At 70.6% G+C, this 17372-nt stretch carries 12 protein-coding genes; 4 read left to right on the top strand and 8 right to left on the bottom strand.

Going from position 1 to position 17372, the window contains the following annotated elements; genetic code table 11:
- Positions 1–148: 148 nt before the first annotated feature.
- From ACIQMV_RS11135 to ACIQMV_RS11125, 3 genes are all read right to left on the bottom strand, one after another.
- Positions 149–1075, bottom strand: a complete 927-nt coding sequence (locus tag ACIQMV_RS11135; RefSeq protein ID WP_402592416.1) for a class I SAM-dependent methyltransferase — start codon at positions 1073–1075, stop codon at positions 149–151.
- 176 nt (positions 1076–1251) lie between these two features.
- Positions 1252–2970, bottom strand: coding sequence for a glycoside hydrolase family 6 protein (locus ACIQMV_RS11130; RefSeq protein ID WP_402592415.1), 1719 nt, complete (start codon positions 2968–2970; stop codon positions 1252–1254).
- 141 nt (positions 2971–3111) lie between these two features.
- Positions 3112–4587, bottom strand: coding sequence for a cellulose binding domain-containing protein (locus tag ACIQMV_RS11125; RefSeq protein WP_402592414.1), 1476 nt, complete (start codon positions 4585–4587; stop codon positions 3112–3114).
- 296 nt (positions 4588–4883) lie between these two features.
- On the opposite strand from ACIQMV_RS11125, the gene ACIQMV_RS11120 reads away from it, so the two are divergent.
- On the top strand, positions 4884–7802 hold the full coding sequence (locus ACIQMV_RS11120; RefSeq protein WP_402592413.1) for a glycoside hydrolase family 48 protein: 2919 nt from the start codon (positions 4884–4886) through the stop codon (positions 7800–7802).
- A gap of 207 nt (positions 7803–8009) precedes the next feature.
- Positions 8010–10706: a cellulose binding domain-containing protein gene (locus ACIQMV_RS11115; RefSeq protein ID WP_402592412.1), complete on the top strand. Its 2697-nt coding sequence runs from the start codon at positions 8010–8012 to the stop codon at positions 10704–10706.
- 112 nt (positions 10707–10818) lie between these two features.
- Here ACIQMV_RS11115 and ACIQMV_RS11110 read toward each other — a convergent pair whose 3' ends face one another.
- From ACIQMV_RS11110 to ACIQMV_RS11100, 3 genes are all read right to left on the bottom strand, one after another.
- On the bottom strand, positions 10819–11562 hold the full coding sequence (locus tag ACIQMV_RS11110) for a class I SAM-dependent methyltransferase (RefSeq protein WP_402592411.1): 744 nt from the start codon (positions 11560–11562) through the stop codon (positions 10819–10821).
- Between the two features lie 31 nt (positions 11563–11593).
- On the bottom strand, positions 11594–11899 hold the full coding sequence (locus ACIQMV_RS11105) for a 4a-hydroxytetrahydrobiopterin dehydratase (protein WP_401770699.1): 306 nt from the start codon (positions 11897–11899) through the stop codon (positions 11594–11596).
- A gap of 98 nt (positions 11900–11997) precedes the next feature.
- Positions 11998–13140, bottom strand: coding sequence for an ADP-ribosylglycohydrolase family protein (locus ACIQMV_RS11100; protein WP_402592410.1), 1143 nt, complete (start codon positions 13138–13140; stop codon positions 11998–12000).
- A 29-nt stretch (positions 13141–13169) separates the two neighbouring features.
- Here ACIQMV_RS11100 and ACIQMV_RS11095 point away from each other — a divergent pair, with 29 nt between their 5' ends.
- On the top strand, positions 13170–14030 hold the full coding sequence (locus tag ACIQMV_RS11095) for a helix-turn-helix domain-containing protein (RefSeq protein WP_402592409.1): 861 nt from the start codon (positions 13170–13172) through the stop codon (positions 14028–14030).
- Positions 14023–14886, top strand: coding sequence for a helix-turn-helix domain-containing protein (locus tag ACIQMV_RS11090; RefSeq protein ID WP_402592408.1), 864 nt, complete (start codon positions 14023–14025; stop codon positions 14884–14886). The genes ACIQMV_RS11095 and ACIQMV_RS11090 overlap by 8 nt, the downstream gene beginning before the upstream one ends.
- Before the next feature lie 25 nt (positions 14887–14911).
- Here ACIQMV_RS11090 and dnaK read toward each other — a convergent pair whose 3' ends face one another.
- Positions 14912–16774 carry a molecular chaperone DnaK gene (dnaK, locus tag ACIQMV_RS11085; protein ID WP_402592407.1) on the bottom strand — a complete coding sequence of 621 codons (1863 nt, stop codon included), beginning with the start codon at positions 16772–16774 and terminating at the stop codon, positions 14912–14914.
- Positions 16775–16926: 152 nt separating this feature from the next.
- On the bottom strand, positions 16927–17352 hold the full coding sequence (locus ACIQMV_RS11080; protein ID WP_401770710.1) for an OsmC family protein: 426 nt from the start codon (positions 17350–17352) through the stop codon (positions 16927–16929).
- Between the last annotated feature and the right edge of the window lie 20 nt (positions 17353–17372).

The following is a 17372-nucleotide window of genomic DNA, read 5'->3' as shown; positions in this document are numbered from 1 at the left end:
GCTGAGTCGGGCCGGCCTCGGGGTCACCACCCCCACGCCCCTGCCGGCCGGCACGATCCGCCCCGGCGAAGTCACGGAGCCGCCGCTCGCCGCGTCCGGCGACGGCCCCTCGGTGCCCGGCGCCGAGCAACTGCCGTGCCCCTGCGGCTCAGCCGGTCCGCACCCCCGTGTACACCGTGTACGCCTTGAGCACGAAGAGGTCGCTCCTGCGGTGCACACTGGCCTCGTCCTCGGGGTCGAGGAGCCGGTCGAGGGTGGCACGGTCCTCGTCGTCGATGCCGCTCTCCAGGGACTCGCGGAGCCGGTTCAGATCGGCGGCGACATAGGCGCGGGCCGGATCGGAGACCGGGGCGGGCAGGTCGAGCAGGAAGCTGCGGGTGCCGCTGGGCCTCAGTCCCGCGGACGCCAGCAGCGCCGGCCAGTCCTCGGTCTCGGCGACCGAGCCCGGCAACTCCGCCCGCATGCGCGCGAACCAGTCCTCCTGCACCACGTCGAGACGCGCCTGGAGGCCCGGTCGGCCGATGCCGAGGTCGCGGGGCAGGAACCGGGCGGGCAGACCGCCCTCCAGCAGGGCGAGCGTGCCGCCGGGCGCCAGCCGCTCGGCGAACACGGCGAGGGCGGCCCGTTGGTCGCCCAGGTGGTGCAGGCTGTTGCCGGCCCACAACAGATCCGCCGGGTACTCCAACTCGTCCAGTACGTCGGGGAGTTCACCGGTGAGAGTGCCGAGGCGATCGGCCAGGCCGAGGCGGGCGGCCCGGGCCCGGGCCCGCTCCAGCAGCGGCTCGGAACCGTCCACCGCGACGACCCGCGCACTCGGGAACGCCTCGGCGAAGAGGCCGGAGATCACACCCGGCCCGCTGCCGGCGTCGACGACCAGGCCGGGCTCGGGCGCCTGCTCCCCCAGCCACGCCATGACCTTCCCGTACAGGGGCGCGAACAGCTCCGCCTGGGCTTCGAGCAGCGGAGCCATGACGGCCCAGTCGATGTCGGTGTGACCGTGGCCGTGGCCGTGGTGGTCGTGCCGGCCGGGGTGAGCCCCCTCGTGATCGTGGTGTCCGCGGGGTTGGTGCGCCATGTGATCAGCCTCTCTTGTCCGGTGCGGCCAGCCTGCGCCGCCGCACCGGGAGAGGGCCACTCCTGTTGCCGAGGCGGCAAAACGGCCGGGGGCAGGTGCCCCCCGGCCGCGGGGAGGAGCCGTTCACCGCCCGCCGGGGCCGCCCGGCAGGGCCGGCCCCGGCGGATCGCCTCAGATCACAGAGCCGGGTACGCGTTCTTCATCAGCTCCTGGAACTGGGCGGAGAACCAGTGCCCGGAGACCGGAGCGTTCGGCAGCGCGCCCGACGCGCTGTTGCCGTTGCGGGCGTTGCCACCGTAGGTCGGGTCGCACATGCGGTCGAAGCCCTTGCCCTCGTCGTTCGAGATGGCCGAGCTGGAACCGTCGGACTCCCCCGGGGGCTTCATCCACACGTAGGCGTCGATGCCGGCGGCCGGGGCCGCCTTCGGACGCTCACCGAGACCGGCGCCCGCCTGGTTGCACCAGTTGCCCATGTGCACGCGGCGGTCGTAGCGCCCGCCGTCGACATAGGTGTCCACGCTCGTCTTGGCGCCCGGACCGGCCGGACGCGCCGATCCGCCCCAGCCGTTCCTGGAGGTGTCGATCAGCATGCCGATGTTGGAGTTGAAGCCGACCGAGACGAGCTTGTTGCGGAAGGCCTGCGCGAACGACAGCTCGTCGACGTACTGGTTCCAGTCCACCCACTTGGACTGGCGCACCGAGACGCCGTTCACCTGGTCGGTGATCGAGAAGTTGTTCTCCTTCAGGGCACTGTAGTTGGCCGTGTTGGTGATGAAGCCGGCCACGTCGTTGACGGACGCGCCCTCACTGGTGGCCGCCTGCTTGAAGATGTCGGCCGACGGGCCGAAGTTGTCGTCCCAGCCGATCCAGCCGTGGTGTCCGGCGTCGATGTAGTTGTAGACGTTCGGGATCTTGCCGAGCTTGGCCAGTGCGTAGCCGACGCCCTTGACGTAGTTGCCGTTGGCCTTCATGGTGTCGCACTGCGGTGTGGCGGTGGCGCGGCCGCTGGTGTTGGTGACCAGGTTCGGCAGCGAGTCGATCTCGATGGTGGTGACGATCCGCAGCGAGGAGTACTTGGAGTCGCCGAGGATGGCCGCGATCGGGTCGATGAACTGCGTCTTGTACTTGTCGATCTCCGTCGGGCCGAGCTCGCCGTTGGAGGCGAGGGCCGCGCAGTCGCGTCCCGGCAGGTCGTAGACGACGACCTGGACGACCTCCTCGCCGGTGCCCTTCTGCTTCAGGGCCTCGTCGAGGTGGGCGCGCAGGCCCATGCCGCCGTTCACGCCGTTGATCGCGGCGATGCGGTCGAGCCAGACGCCGGTCGGCTGGTTGGACACCCTGGTGCCGCCGGGCTCGGCGGCGGCCTTCTTGGACCACTCCGGGTTCACGTACACCTTGGCGCCGACGTACGGGTTGTCGACCCGGCTTCCGTTGCCGCCGCCGGGGTCGCCGCCGCCCGGGTCACCGCCGCCGGGGTCGCCGCCGCCGCTGTCGACGTTGCAGGTGACACCGTCGAGGGTGAAGGCGGCGGGGATCGCGTTGGTGCCGCTGTAGGTGCCCTGGAAGCCGAAGTTGACGGAACCGCCCGTCGGGAGGCTGGCGTTGTAGGTCTCGTTGGCCGCGGTGACGTTGGCACCGCTCTGGCTGACCTTCGCGTTCCAGCCGCTGGTGACCTTCTGGTTACCGGCGTAGGTCCACTTCAGCGACCAACTCGACTTGGCGGCGCCGTTGTTCTTGACGGTGACATCGGCGGTGAAGCCGCTGTCCCACTGGTTGACCTTGTAGTCGACGGTACAGGGGACGGCGGCACTGGCGGGTGCGGCGGTCAGCGCCGTCCCCGTGGCCCCGGCCACCAGGGCCATGGCGGCGAGTATCGATGTTCTGGTGCGGCTCATGAGTGCGAAGTGCTCCTTCTTTCGAACGTGACTTGCGGATGGGGGGCTTTCGGACTTTCGGCCTTTCGGACTCTCGGAAAGAGACGTGCGGACTCGGGGTTGTGGACGTGGAGTTGCGGACTCGGACGTGCGAGGAGAGACTCAGGGGGTGAGGGCGCGCAGGTGGTCGCGCAGCCCGGCACCGAACGCCGTGGGCGTACCGTCGTAGGCGGAGATCAGGGACGGCCCGGAGGAGCAGTCCCAGGTGTTCCAGGTCCAGCCCAGGTAGGACAGGCCACGGTCGTCGAACCACTTCATGACCTGGTCGATGAATCCGTGCGAGCAGGTGTTCTCGCCGATCTCCCCGGCCACCAGCGGCACCTGGGCCGCGACCGGGGCGAGGGTGGAGTTCCAGCAGCTCGCGCTGGAGCAGGTGTTGAAGTTGTAGACGTGGTAGGAGGCGCCCAGATTGCCGGTCGGGTCGCTGGGCCGGTAGGTGAGCCACTGGCCGAGGTCGTTGGAGTACGCGAGACCACCGGCGAGGATGACGTTCTTGGCCCCGGCACCGCGGATCGAGTCGACGAGGCTCTGCATGCCGGCGACCTGGTACCCGATGCCCGGACAGGTGCCGCCGTCGCGCCAGCACTTCCAGGCGTCGGTGAGACTGGAGGTCGCCCGGTCCGGATAGGGCTCGTTGAACAGGTCGAAGACGACGGCCTGGTCACCCTTGAAGGTGCCGGCGACCGAGGACCAGAACGACGGGGTGTACTGGGCGTCGGGCATCGGCTTCTGGCAGGCGGCGTGGACGTCGGAGCAGCCCGCCGAGTTGCCGGTGTACTGGCCGTAGGTCCAGTGCAGTTCGACGATCGGGGTCATGCCGTGCGCCTCGACCCGGGCCACCAGCTCCTTGACCGCGTTGATGTAGTTGGCGCCCGCGTACTGCGGTTTGATGTTGGAAAGACCCAGCCAGCACTCCTCGTTGAGGGGGATACGGACGGCGTTCGCCTTCCAGTCGGCGATCGCCTTGATCGCGGCGTCGTCCACGGGGCCGTCCCAGATGCCGTAGCCCTGGACGCACATGAACTCGCCGCCGGAGCGGTTGACCCCGAGCAGCCGGCGGTTCTTCCCGGCGGCGTCGACCAGCTTGCTGCCGGAGACGTGCAGGGCGGGTGCCTTGCCGTCACCGGTCGGCGGCGGATCCGTCGGAGGTGTGGACGGCTCCGAGTCGACGTTGCAGGTGGTGCCGTTGAGCTTGAAGGCCGTCGGCACGGGATTGCTCCCCGACCTGGAGCCGAGGAAACCCGCGCTGACACTCGCGCCGGTGCCGAGCGAACCGTTGTAGCTCTCGTTGGCGGCGGTCACCGTCGTACCGGACTGGGACCACTTCGCATTCCAGCCCTGGGTGACCTTCTGACCGCCCGCGAAGTCGAAGGTGAGACTCCAACTGCTCATCGGAGCCTGGTTGTTGGTTATCTTCACGTCGCCCTGGAAGCCGGCGTCCCACTGATTGGTGACGGTGTACTCCACCGTGCACGCGGGTGCGGCTCCGTGCGCCGTGACGGCCGGCACGACCACGCTCCCGACGAGCGCGACCGCACCGGCGATGGCTAAAAGGACTGAACGCGGGGGGTGTCGCATGAGCGACTCCTTGCAGCTCTGGCGCGCCGTGACGGCCGCGTCGACTGATGGAATCGCTCCCACTGGTTCGAGTGAAGGTAGCGGCAAGTGACGGCGAAGGACAGAGGGGGCGCGAACTTTTGTCGAACTTCCTCAACTCAACACCTTTTAAAGGAGGTTGACCGGCGTCGAATCTTTTCGACTCTTCAAGGACCTTGACCCCCTGGACACCCGTCCGCACTATGGGAGCGCTCCCACTGGTTCACGGCTTGACGCTCCTCCCCCACCTCCCCCGAGCCGCAAGGAGGAACCAGCACATGCATCCCCGACGCAGACGCCGCGGCGTGCGGCGGCTGTGGACCGCCATCGTGGCGGCCCTCGCGCTTCCGCTCACCATGCTGTCGACGGGGTCGACCACCGCGCACGCGGCGGCCCTGCAGTGCAGCGTGGACTACAAGACCAACGACTGGGGCTCCGGCTTCACCGCGGATCTGACCATCACCAACCGCGGTACGGACGTCATCAACGGCTGGACCCTGACCTACGGCTACTCGGGCAACCAGAAGCTCAGCAACGGCTGGAACGGCATCTGGTCGCAGTCCGGCCAGACGATCACCGTGAAGAACGAGTCGTACAACGGGACGATCGCCGCCGGAAGCGCCGTGAACACCGGTGCCCAGTTCAGCTACAGCGGCACCAACACCGCGCCGACGAGCTTCGCGGTCAACGGCACCACCTGCGCCGGCGCGCATCAGCCCCCGGTGACGGTGCTGACCAGCCCGTCCGCGGGCGCGGTCTACAGCCAGGGCGCCGCCGTACCGCTCGCGGCGACCGCGGCGGCGGCCGACAACGCGAGCATCACCAAGATCGAGTTCTACGACGACAAGACCCTGCTGGGCACGGACACGAGCGCGCCCTACTCGCTCTCGGTCTCCAATTTGAGCGTGGGCAGTCATTCGCTGGTGGCGAAGGCGTACGACAGCCTCGGCGCCTCCGCGGAGTCCACGCCGGTCGGCATCACGGTCGCCTCCGGTCCCGCGGTGGTCGCCTCGCCCACCCAGCTGGGTGTCCAGCAGGGCAAGTCGGGGACCTTCGACGTCAAGCTGTCGGGCCAGCCCAGTTCCAATGTGACGGTCGGGGTGACCCGTACGTCCGGCAACACGGGCCTGTCGGTGACCGGCGGTTCCTCGCTCACCTTCACACCGGCCAACTGGAACACCGCGCAGAAGGTGACCATCACCGCGGACTCCTCGGGCACCGGTTCGGCGGTCTTCACGGCCTCGGCGACCGGCTACACCAAGGCCACGGTCACCGTGACGGAGTTGGCCGCCTCGAAGACGTACGACGCCCGCTTCCTGGACCTGTACGGGAAGATCACCAACCCGGCGAACGGGTACTTCTCCCCCGACGGCATCCCCTACCACTCGGTGGAGACGCTGATCGTGGAGGCGCCCGACCACGGCCACGAGACCACGTCGGAGGCGTACAGCTACCTCCTGTGGCTCCAGGCCATGTACGGCAAGGTGACGGGCGACTGGTCCAAGTTCAACGGCGCCTGGTCGATCATGGAGAAGTTCATGATCCCCACCCACGCCGACCAGCCGACCAACTCCTTCTACACCGCCTCCAAGCCGGCGACGTACGCGCCCGAGCTGGACACGCCCAACCAGTACCCGGCGAAGCTCGACTCCGGGGTGTCGGTGGGTCCTGACCCGATCGCGTCCGAGCTGAAGTCCGCCTACGGCACGGACGACATCTACGGCATGCACTGGATCGAGGACGTCGACAACGTCTACGGCTACGGCAACACGCCGGGCGGTCAGTGCGAGGCCGGCCCCACGGCCAAGGGACCGTCGTACATCAACACCTTCCAGCGCGGCGCCGAGGAGTCGGTCTGGGAGACGGTGCCGCAGACCACCTGCGACGCCTTCAAGTACGGCGGCAAGAACGGCTATCTGGACCTGTTCACCGGTGACGACTCCTACGCCAAGCAGTGGAAGTACACCGACGCCCCCGACGCCGACGCGCGCGCCGTCCAGGCCGCGTACTGGGCCGATCTGTGGGCCAAGGCGCAGGGCAAGGGAGCCGATGTGTCGGCCACCGTCTCCAAGGCGGCGAAGATGGGCGACTACCTGCGGTACTCGATGTACGACAAGTACTTCAAGAAGATCGGCAACTGTGTCGGGCCCTCCTCCTGCCCCGCCGGCACCGGCAAGGACGCCTCGCACTACCTGCTCTCCTGGTACTACGCCTGGGGCGGGGCGACCGACACCTCGGCGGGCTGGGCCTGGCGCATCGGCTCCAGCCACGTACACGGCGGCTACCAGAACCCGCTCGCCGCGTACGCGCTGAGCAGCAACGCCGCCCTGAAGCCCAAGTCGGCGACGGGCGTGGCGGACTGGAGCAAGTCGCTCCAGCGGCAACTGGAGTTCTACCGGTGGCTCCAGTCCTCCGAGGGCGCCATCGCGGGCGGCGCGACCAACAGCTGGCAGGGCCGCTACGCCACCCCGCCGGCCGGTACCTCGACCTTCTACGGCATGTACTACGACTGGCAGCCGGTCTACCACGACCCGCCGTCCAACCAGTGGTTCGGCTTCCAGGCCTGGTCGATGGAGCGGGTCGCCGAGTACTACCAGCAGACGGGTGACGCCGCCGCGAAGACGGTGCTCGACAAGTGGGTCAAGTGGGCGCTGTCCAAGACCACGGTCAACCCCAACGGCACCTTCCAGATCCCCTCCACGCTCCAGTGGTCGGGTCAGCCGGACACCTGGAACGCGTCCTCCCCCGGCTCCAACAGCGGGCTGCACGTCACCGTCGCCGACTACACCAACGACGTCGGTGTGGCCGCCGCGTACGCCAAGACCCTGACGTACTACGCCGCCAGGTCCGGGGACGCGCAGGCCAAGTCGACGGCGAAGGCGCTGCTGGACGGCATGTGGAGCAACAACCAGGACAGCCTGGGCATCGCCGTCCCGGAGACCCGCACCGACTACAGCCGGTTCGGCGACAAGGTGTACGTGCCCAACGGCTGGACCGGCACGATGCCGAACGGCGACAAGATCGACTCCTCGTCGACGTTCGCCTCGATCCGTTCCTTCTACAAGAACGACCCGGCCTGGTCGAAGATCGAGTCCTACCTCAAGGGCGGCGCGGCCCCGGTCTTCACCTACCACCGGTTCTGGGCGCAGGCGGACATCGCCCTCGCCATGGGTTCGTACGCGGAGCTCCTCGAATAAGTCCCCGCTGAACGCTCCGTGTACCGGGGCCCGTCATCCGCCGACGGGACCCCGACCGGGCGGCTCCCTCACGGGGGGAGTCGCCCGGTCGTCACGTCCTTCCCGCTCCTGTCTCCTGTCTCCTGTCTCCTGTCTCCTGTCTCCTGTCTCCTGTCTCCTGCCTGCTTCTCCCCCTGCCTCCTGCCCTCCGTCGAGAGGAGCCCCACCGTGCGAAGAACCCCCCGCACCGCCCGTGTCCTGACGGCCGTGTTCGCACTCGCCGCCGGACTGCTCGCCGGCGCCCCGTCCGCGGTGGCCCGGCCCGCCGCACCGACCGCGGTCGCGGCGGACACGTACACCTGGAAGAACGCCCGCATCGACGGGGGCGGCTTCGTCCCCGGCATCGTCTTCAACCGCAGTGAGAAGAACCTGGCCTACGCCCGCACCGACATCGGCGGCGCCTACCGCTGGCAGCAGTCGACGAAGACCTGGACCCCGCTGCTGGACTCGGTCGGCTGGGACGACTGGGGCCACACCGGCGTCGTCTCGCTCGCCTCCGACTCCGCCGCCCCCGACCGGGTGTACGCCGCCGTCGGCACGTACACGAACAGCTGGGACCCGGGCAACGGCGCCGTGCTGCGCTCCACCGACCGGGGCGCGAGCTGGAAGAAGGCCGACCTGCCGTTCAAGCTCGGCGGCAACATGCCGGGCCGCGGGATGGGCGAGCGGCTGGCGGTCGACCCGAACAAGAACAGCGTGCTGTACCTGGGCGCGCCCAGCGGCAAGGGCCTGTGGCGGTCGACGGACTCGGGGGTGACCTGGTCGCGGGTCACGAGCTTCACCAACCCGGGCAACTACGCGCAGGACCCGAGCGACACGTCCGGCTACGCCAGCGACAACCAGGGCGTCGTCTGGGTCACCTTCGACGAGTCCACCGGCACCTCGGGCAACGCGACGAAGACCGTCTACGCCGGGGTCGCCGACAAGGACAACGCGGTGTACCGCTCGACGGACGCGGGCGCGACCTGGCAGCGGCTGCCGGGGCAGCCGACCGGGTACCTGGCCCACAAGGGCGTCCTGGACGCGAAGAACGGCTACCTGTACCTCGCCTACAGCGACACGGGCGGACCGTACGACGGCGGCAAGGGCCAGTTGTGGCGGTACGCGACCGCGACCGGCACCTGGACCAACATCAGCCCCGTCGCGGTGGCCGACACCTACTACGGCTTCAGCGGTCTGACGCTCGACCGGCAGCACCCCGGCACGGTCATGGCGACGGCCTACAGTTCCTGGTGGCCGGACACGCAGATCTTCCGCTCCACCAACAGCGGCGCGACCTGGACGCAGGCCTGGGACTACACGTCGTACCCGAACCGCTCCAACCGCTACACGATGGACGTGTCGTCCACGCCCTGGCTGACCTTCGGCACGAACCCCTCACCGCCCGAACAGGCCCCGAAACTCGGGTGGATGACGGAGGCGCTGGAGATCGACCCGTTCGACTCCAACCGGATGATGTACGGCACGGGCGCGACGATCTACGGCACCGAGAACCTCACCAAGTGGGACAGCGGCGGCCAGTTCGCGGTGCGCCCCATGGTGCAGGGCCTGGAGGAGACGGCGGTGAACGACCTGGCCTCCCCGCCCTCCGGAGCACCGCTGCTCAGCGCGCTGGGCGACCTCGGCGGTTTCCGGCACACGGATCTGGCGAAGGTCCCGTCGATGATGTTCACCTCCCCCACCTTCACCACGAGCACCAGTCTGGACGTCGCCGAGACGAACCCGAACACGGTGGTGCGGGTGGGCGACACGGACTCGGGCGCGCACATCGGGTTCTCGACCGACAACGGCGCCAACTGGTTCGCCGGCACCGACCCGTCGGGCGTGAGCGGCGGCGGGACGGTCGCGGCCGCCGCGGACGGCAGCCGGTTCGTGTGGAGCCCGGCGGGCACGGGCGTGCGGTACACGACGGGCTTCGGGTCCTCGTGGTCGGCGTCGGCCGGGATCCCGGCGGGCGCCGTCGTGGAGTCGGACCGGGTGGATCCGAAGACCTTCTACGGCTTCAAGTCGGGCAAGTTCTACGTGAGTTCGGACGGCGGCGCCACCTTCACCGCCTCGTCGGCCACGGGTCTGCCCAGCGGTGACAGCGTGCGCTTCAAGGCGCTGCCGGGCACGAAGGGCGACATCTGGCTGGCGGGCGGCGCGAGCGACGGCGCGTACGGGCTGTGGCACTCGACCAACAGCGGCGCGTCCTTCACCAAGCTGGCGGGCGTCGAGCAGGCCGACACCATCGGCTTCGGCAAGGCGGCGAGCGGCGCCTCGTACCAGACGCTGTACACGAGCGCGAAGATCGGCGGGGTGCGGGGCATCTTCCGCTCCACCGACAAGGGCGCGAGCTGGACCCGGATCAACGACGACGCCCACCAGTGGGGTTGGACCGGCGCGGCGATCACGGGCGACCCCCGGGTCTACGGCCGCGTGTACGTCTCCACCAACGGCCGCGGCGTGATCTACGGCGACACCTCCGGCACCGGCGGCGGGGACACGGGCGGAGGAGACACGGGCGGTGGGGACTCGGGCGGAGGCACGACACCGCCGCCGGCCGGCCCCTGCGCGGTGACGTACAAGGTCACCAACCAGTGGACCGACGGCTTCCAGGCCGACGTCCAGCTGGCCAACACCGGCTCCACGACCTGGAACGACTGGTCGCTCACCTGGTCCTTCCCGAACGGGCAGAAGGTGACCCAGCTGTGGAACGCCGACTACTCCCAGTCGGGCGCGTCGGTGACGGCGCGGAACGTGAGCTGGAACGGCACCGTGGCGGCCGGTTCCTCGGTGGGCTTCGGCTTCACGGGGAGCTGGTCGGGGACCAACGGCAGACCGGCCGCCTTCACGGTCGGCGGCCAGGCCTGCACGGTCTCCTGACGGGGGGAGGGGCGCGTGCCGGACGCGGCACGCGCCCCTTCGTGCGGGCCCGCCGGCTCACTGCTCCTTGCTTCCCCTCGTAGACACTCCCCCTCGCGCCCCTCCCCCTCCCTTACTCCTCCTTGCGGAACGCCCGCAGGGTGAAGACCGGGTCCGGGCGGCGGCGGTCCTGCTCGGGCAGGGCCGCCAGCCGTGCGGCGAAGGCGTCGGCGAGGGGTTCGCCAGGCGGCAGCGTGACGAACCAGCCGCGGCGCAGGTCGGCGATGGTGCTGCGGGGGCTGCGGCCCTGGTCGCGGCCCGGGAAGAGGGCCTGTCCGGCCGGGACCAGGCCGTACGCGATGGCGTACTCGGTGACGAGGCCGGCGTCGTCGCGGGCCGGGCGGCGGGGCCGGGAGGCGAGTACGGCGTCGATGTCGCTGCCGACGTTGTGCGCGGCGGCCTTGTCGACCGTGGTGACGTACATCCCGCCGGGCCGGAGCACCCGGGCGCACTCGGCGACGATCGCCCGCGCGTCCTCGGGGCCGGGCGCCAGGTGCAGCAGCCACACGCTGGTGACGGCGTCGAACCGACCGTCGGGGAAGGGCAGGCTGCGGCTGTCGGCGAGCACGACGGCACCGGGCAGGCGTGCCCCGGCCTGCCGGGCCATCGCGGGTGCCCGGTCGACTCCGGTCACCCGCAGGCCGACGCGGGCGGCGGCGAGGCGGCGGGTCACGATGCCGGTGCCGCAGCCCGCGTCGAGCAGTTCGCGCGTCTGCCGCGGCACGAAGCCGAGGACGGCCTCCGCCGCGGCCTGCGCTCTCGGTTCGCCGCCGCGCGAGGCGTCGTAGCGCTCGGCTTCCTCGTCGTAGTCCAGCACGCGGATCCCCCCACCCCGTCCCGGCGGCGGCTCAGCTCGCCCCGTGTCCCGGTGCGAGGTCCTGCACCCGGTGGGCGAGTTCGAAGTCCTTCTCGGTGACGACGCCGCCCGCGCTGTGGGTGTTCACGCTGAGCGAGACCGTGTTGTACCCCAGGGTCAGGTCGGAGTGGTGGTTGAGCTCCTCCTGCACCTGGGCGACGTGCACGACCATCGCCGTCGCCGCGAAGTGCGAACCGAGCCGGAAGGAGCGGGTGAGGCGGTCCCCGTCGACGGACCAGCCGGGCAGTTCGGCCAGCCGGTCCTCGATCTCCTTGGGCGACAGCGGTGCGACGGGCATGGGACCGGCTCCCTTCCTGGACCTCTCCTGGACCTCGCGCTCCCGTTCAGACTGCCACAGGAGGGCCGCCGCGTCCCGGGCCGGAACCGGCCCTCGGCTCAGCCGGCCACGCACTCGGCCGCGAGGTCGTCCGCCAGGGCGGCGATCCTGGCGCGGCCCTCGACGTGTTCCACCCAGGCGTGCGGCAGGCCGTGGTCGCCGTGCCGGGCGCCGAGGATGTTTCCGCAGATGGAGCCGGTGGAGTCGCTGTCACCCGAGTGGTTGACGGCGAGCAGCAGGGCGTCCTCGACGGTCGGGGCGGCCAGGGCGCTGTAGACGCCGATGGCGAGGGCCTCCTCGGCGACCCATCCGGCGCCGAGCCGCTGAAGTCTCTCGGGCGTCGGAGTGCCCTGCGCGGCCAGGTCCAGGGCCTGCTCCAGGGCGGCACTGGTCTCCTCGTGCCCGGGGTTGGAGGTCCCCCCTGTCCGTGCGGAGCCGTGAGCTTCGGGGCGGGCGAGCAGCCGCAGCGCGCGCAGGACCGCGCCCTCGACGGAGTCCCCGGACACGAGGTACGCGACGATCGCGGCGAGCGCGCCGGCCGCGTAGTAACCGGTGGGGTGGCCGTGGGTCGTCTGGGCGCACCGGGCGGCCATGCCGAAGGCGGTGGCGGGGTCGGTGCGGGTCAGCCCGAAGGGCGCCGAGCGCATCACGGCGCCGCAGCCCTTGGAGTCGGAGTTGACCGGGCCGGGCGGGCCGAGTTCGGCCGCCGGATCGGGCACGAAGTCCTGGGCGAGCCCGGACAGGCAGGCGTTTCCGGGGGCACGGCGGGCGTACAGCCACCGTTCGGTGATCAGTCCGCCGCGCGGACCCTCGTAGGAACCCCCGGAGAGCCCGGCCATCTCGCTGTCCTCGGGGCCCTGCCTGCGCTGGGTCTCCAGCCAGCGCTCGTAGGCCCAGCGCACCAGGCGGGGCCAGCCGCCGCCGATGCCCCGCAGCCGCTCGCGCTCGTGGGCCTGGCGCAGGCCCTCCACGGTGAACAGGGTCATCTGGGTGTCGTCGGTGATACGACCCACCACGCCGTCCCCGTCGGGCACCAGGCCGGTCACGCCGCGCGGGCCGTGCACGGCGCGGATCCGGTCCAGGGAGTCGAACTCCACCGGATTGCCGAGGGCGTCCCCGACGGCGCCGCCCAGCAGGCAGCCGCGCACTCTGGCGCGGTACACCGCCGTCGCCTCCCAGGACGGCTTCCACGGCTCGGTCATACGCCCCCTCCTCGACTACGGTCGTGCGTATGGCCATTGTCGCGTCCGGCACCACCGCGTCCCCCACCGCCCCCGCGGCCCGGGGCGTGGGCCCGCTGCTGCGGTCCTGGCGGGAGCGGCGGCGGATCAGCCAGCTCGAACTGGCGCTGCGCGCCGACTCCTCGGCCCGGCACATCAGCTTCGTCGAGACCGGACGGTCCCGGCCGAGCGAGGAGATGGTGCTGCGGCTGGCGGAGCACCTGGAGGTGCCGGTGCGGGAGCGCAACGCCCTGCTGCTGGCCGCCGGTTACGCCCCGAGGTACCGGCAGACCCCGCTGGACGACCCGGCGCTCGGCCCGCTGCACGAGGGCCTGGAGCGGCTGATCCGGGGATACGAGCCGTATCCGGCGCTGGTGGTCGACGCGACGTACGACGTGGTGAGCGCGAACCGGGGCATCACGATGCTGCTGGAGGGCATCCCGGAGCGGCTGCTCGCCGCGCCGCTGAACGCGATGCGGCTGACCCTGCACCCGGACGGTCTGGCGCCGCGCATCCGCAATCTGCGCGAGTGGCGCGCGCATCTGCTCGCCCAGATGGAGCGGCAGGTCGCGCTGCACCGCTCGGCCGCGCTGTGCGAACTGTACGACGAGGTGGCGGCCTACCCGGTGCCGCGGAGCGCTCCGGAGACGGCGGAGCCGTCCGGGCGGGCACCGTACTTCGCGCTGCCGATGCGGATCGAGCACGACGGGCGGGTACTGTCGTTCGTCTCCTCCATCTCCACCTTCAACACGCCCATGGACGTGACGGTGGCGGAACTGGCGATCGAGACGTTCCTGCCCGCCGATCCGGACACCGTCGAGTACCTTCACTCGTCGTGGGCGGGAAAGAGCCGGGAGGCGTGGCGTGAGTGAGCGGCGGGCGGCGCCCACCGTGGGCCAGGTGGTGCTCGGCAGACGGCTTCAGGAGCTGCGGGAGAAGGCCGGGCTGGGACGCGAGGCGGCCGCGCGCGTCCTGCGGGTGGCCCCCGCGACGGTACGGCGGATGGAGACGGCCGAGGTCGCCCTGAAGATCCCGTACGTGCAGATGCTGCTGAGCGCCTACGGGGTGGGCGACGAGGCGGCCGCCGCGTTCGTCGCGCTGGCCGAGGAGGCCAACGCGCCGGGCTGGTGGCAGCGGTTCCACGACGTGCTGCCGGAGTGGTTCAGCCTGTATGTGAGCCTGGAGGGCGCCGCCCGGCTGATCCGCTCCTACGAGCCGCACTTCGTGCCGGGACTGCTCCAGACGGAGGGCTACGCGCGGGCGGTGCTGGAGGCGGGGACGGTCGGGCAGCGCAGCCCGGACGCGGTCGAGCGGCACGTGTCCCTGCGGATGGCCCGGCAGCAGCTGCTGGAGCGGGCCGATCCGCCGCACCTGTGGGTGATCATCGACGAGACGGTGCTGCGGCGGCCGGTGAGCGACCGCCCCGAGGTGATGCGCGAGCAGCTCGACAAGCTGCTCCACTACACCGAGCGGGACCGGGTGACGGTGCAGGTCGCCGAGTTCGCGCGGGGACCGCACGCGGGGACGTACGCGCCGTTCTCGCTGTTCCGCTTCGCCGAGCCGGAGCTGCCCGACCTGGTCTACACCGAGTACCTGACCGGCGCCCTGTACCTGGACTCCCGCACGGAGATCTCCGCGCACCTGGAGGTCCTGGACCGCATGACGGCCGCCGCCGCCACGGCCGAGCAGACCCGCGAGCTGCTGCGGAAGTACCGCGAGAACCTGTGAACCGCGCCGCCGTCGACCCGTATTCCTAAGCGGCTCCGCCCCTGGTGTCGCGTTCGTCGTCGACGATCTCCGCGTCCACCACCGTGTCCTCGTCGGGCGGTGCCGTCTGCTGTCCGGTGCTCTCCGTGCCGCTCTGCTGGGCCTGGGCGTACATCGCCTGGCCCATCCGCTGGCTGACGGAGGCCAGTTTGTCGATGGCCGTGCGCAGCGCGGGGGTCTCCGCCTGCTGCTCCAGGAGGGCCTTCACCTCGGCGGCGGCGGCCTCGACCTCCGATTTGGTGTCGGCGGGCACGCGGTCGCCGTTGTCGCGGAGGAAGTTCTCCGTCTGGTAGACGAGCTGCTCGGCCTGATTGCGGGTCTCGGCGGTCTCCCGGCGCTTGCGGTCCTCCTCGGCGTACTGCTCGGCCTCCCGCATCATGCGGTCGATGTCGTCCTTGGGCAGCGCGGAGCCGCCGGTCACGGTCATCTTCTGCTCGCGGCCGGTGGCGAGGTCCTTGGCCGAGACGTGCATGATCCCGTTGGCGTCGATGTCGAAGGCGACCTCGATCTGCGGCACTCCGCGCGGGGCGGGCGGCAGACCGGTGAGGTCGAAGACGCCGAGCTTCTTGTTGTACGCGGCGATCTCACGTTCGCCCTGGTAGACCTGGATGCCGACCGAGGGCTGGTTGTCGGTGGCGGTGGTGAAGATCTCCGAACGCCGGGTCGGGATCGTGGTGTTGCGCTCGATGAGCTTGGTCATGATGCCGCCCTTGGTCTCGATGCCGAGGGACAGCGGGGTGACGTCGAGGAGGAGGACGTCCTTGACGTCGCCGCGGATCACGCCCGCCTGGAGGGCGGCGCCCACGGCCACCACCTCGTCGGGGTTGACGCCCTTGTGCGGGTCCTTGCCGGTCAGCTCCCGCACCAGGTCGGTCACGGCCGGCATCCGGGTGGAGCCGCCGACGAGGATCACGTGGTCGACGGCCGGGAGCTTGATGCCCGCGTCCTTGACGGCCTGGTGGAAGGGCTTGCGGCAGCGGTCCAGCAGATCGGCGGTGAGCTCCTGGAACTGGGCCCGGGTCAGCTTCTCGTCCAGGTGCAGCGGGCCCTCGGCGGAGGCCGTGATGTAGGGCAGGTTGATCGTCGTCTCGGAGGACGACGACAGCTCGATCTTGGCCTTCTCGGCGGCCTCGCGCAGCCGCTGCACCGCCATCTTGTCCTTGCCGAGGTCGACGCCGTACTGGCCCTTGAACCGCTTGACCAGGTGCTCGACGACCCGTTGGTCCCAGTCGTCGCCGCCGAGGTGGGTGTCGCCATTGGTGGCCTTGACCTCGATGACGCCGTCGCCGATCTCCAGCAGGGAGACGTCGAAGGTGCCGCCGCCGAGGTCGAAGACGAGCACGGTCTGCTCCTCGCCCCGGTCCAGGCCGTAGGCGAGCGCGGCGGCCGTCGGCTCGTTGATGATCCTCAGGACCTTCAGTCCCGCGATCTCCCCGGCCTCCTTCGTGGCCTGCCGCTGGGCGTCGTCGAAGTACGCCGGCACGGTGATCACCGCGTCCGTGACGTCCTCGCCGAGGTAGGCCTCCGCGTCCCGCTTCAGCTTCTGCAGGACGCGCGCGGACAGCTCCTGCGCCCGGTAGCGGGTGCCGTCGACGGAGCCCTGGTCCGGGAAGCGCCAGTTCGCGTCCCCCATGTGGCGCTTGACCGAGCGTGCGGTGCGCTCCACGTTCGTCACCGCCTGCCGCTTGGCCACCTCGCCGACGAGTACCTCGCCGTTCTTGGCGAACGCCACGACCGACGGCGTGGTGCGCGCGCCCTCGGCGTTGGCGACGACGGTGGGGTCGCCGCCTTCCAGCAGGGCCACCACCGAGTTCGTCGTCCCGAGATCGATCCCGACCGCACGTGCCATCTTCGTCCCCTTCCGGGCGCCTCCTGCTCTCCAGCACAAAACTTGAGTGCGCCGTTGTCAATGCCGCGTACCCGCCGGCTGCCGCTCTACCCGGGAACACCGATGCCGCGCCCGGGACGAGGGGCGCGGCACCGTCGGACGTGGGTCTCGCCTCAGGCGAGCTTCGCGTCCAGGGTGATCGTCGTACCGGTCAGGGCCTGGCTGACCGGGCAGTTCTTCTTGGCTTCCTCGGCCGCGGCGACGAACGCGTCGTTGTCGATGCCGGGGACCGAGCCCTCGACGCTGAGGTGAATGCCCGTGATGCCCTCGCCCGGCTGGAAGGTGACGTCCGCCTTCGTCCGCAGGGTGGTGGGCGGGGTGCCGGCGCCGGCGAGGCCGTGCGACAGCGCCATGGAGAAGCAGCTGGAGTGGGCGGCTGCGATCAGCTCCTCGGGGCTGGTCTTCCCGTTCGCCTGCTCGGCGCGCGACGGCCAGGACACCGGCTGCTGGCCGATGCCGGAGGAGTCGAAGGTGACGACGCCGTTGCCCTCGAGCAGGTTGCCTTCCCAGACGGTGTGAGCGGTGCGCGTGGTTGCCACGGTTGGTTCCATACCTTTCG

It is taken from the genome of Streptomyces sp. NPDC091412 (assembly GCF_044756885.1).
GTDB lineage: Bacteria > Actinomycetota > Actinomycetes > Streptomycetales > Streptomycetaceae > Streptomyces.
Note: the sequence above shows the minus strand (reverse complement) of the source record. Positions and strands in the feature narration are given on the sequence as shown.

Bases quoted from the DNA above. Each gene is read 5' to 3' on its own strand.
- ACIQMV_RS11135 (WP_402592416.1), bottom strand. From the start codon at position 1,075: ATGGCGCACCAACCCCGCGGACACCACGATCACGAGGGGGCTCACCCC.
- ACIQMV_RS11130 (WP_402592415.1), bottom strand. From the start codon at position 2,970: ATGAGCCGCACCAGAACATCGATACTCGCCGCCATGGCCCTGGTGGCC.
- dnaK (WP_402592407.1), bottom strand. From the start codon at position 16,774: ATGGCACGTGCGGTCGGGATCGATCTCGGGACGACGAACTCGGTGGTG.
- ACIQMV_RS11105 (WP_401770699.1), bottom strand. From the start codon at position 11,899: ATGCCCGTCGCACCGCTGTCGCCCAAGGAGATCGAGGACCGGCTGGCC.
- ACIQMV_RS11100 (WP_402592410.1), bottom strand. From the start codon at position 13,140: ATGACCGAGCCGTGGAAGCCGTCCTGGGAGGCGACGGCGGTGTACCGC.
- ACIQMV_RS11120 (WP_402592413.1), top strand. From the start codon at position 4,884: ATGCATCCCCGACGCAGACGCCGCGGCGTGCGGCGGCTGTGGACCGCC.
- ACIQMV_RS11125 (WP_402592414.1), bottom strand. From the start codon at position 4,587: ATGCGACACCCCCCGCGTTCAGTCCTTTTAGCCATCGCCGGTGCGGTC.
- ACIQMV_RS11095 (WP_402592409.1), top strand. From the start codon at position 13,170: ATGGCCATTGTCGCGTCCGGCACCACCGCGTCCCCCACCGCCCCCGCG.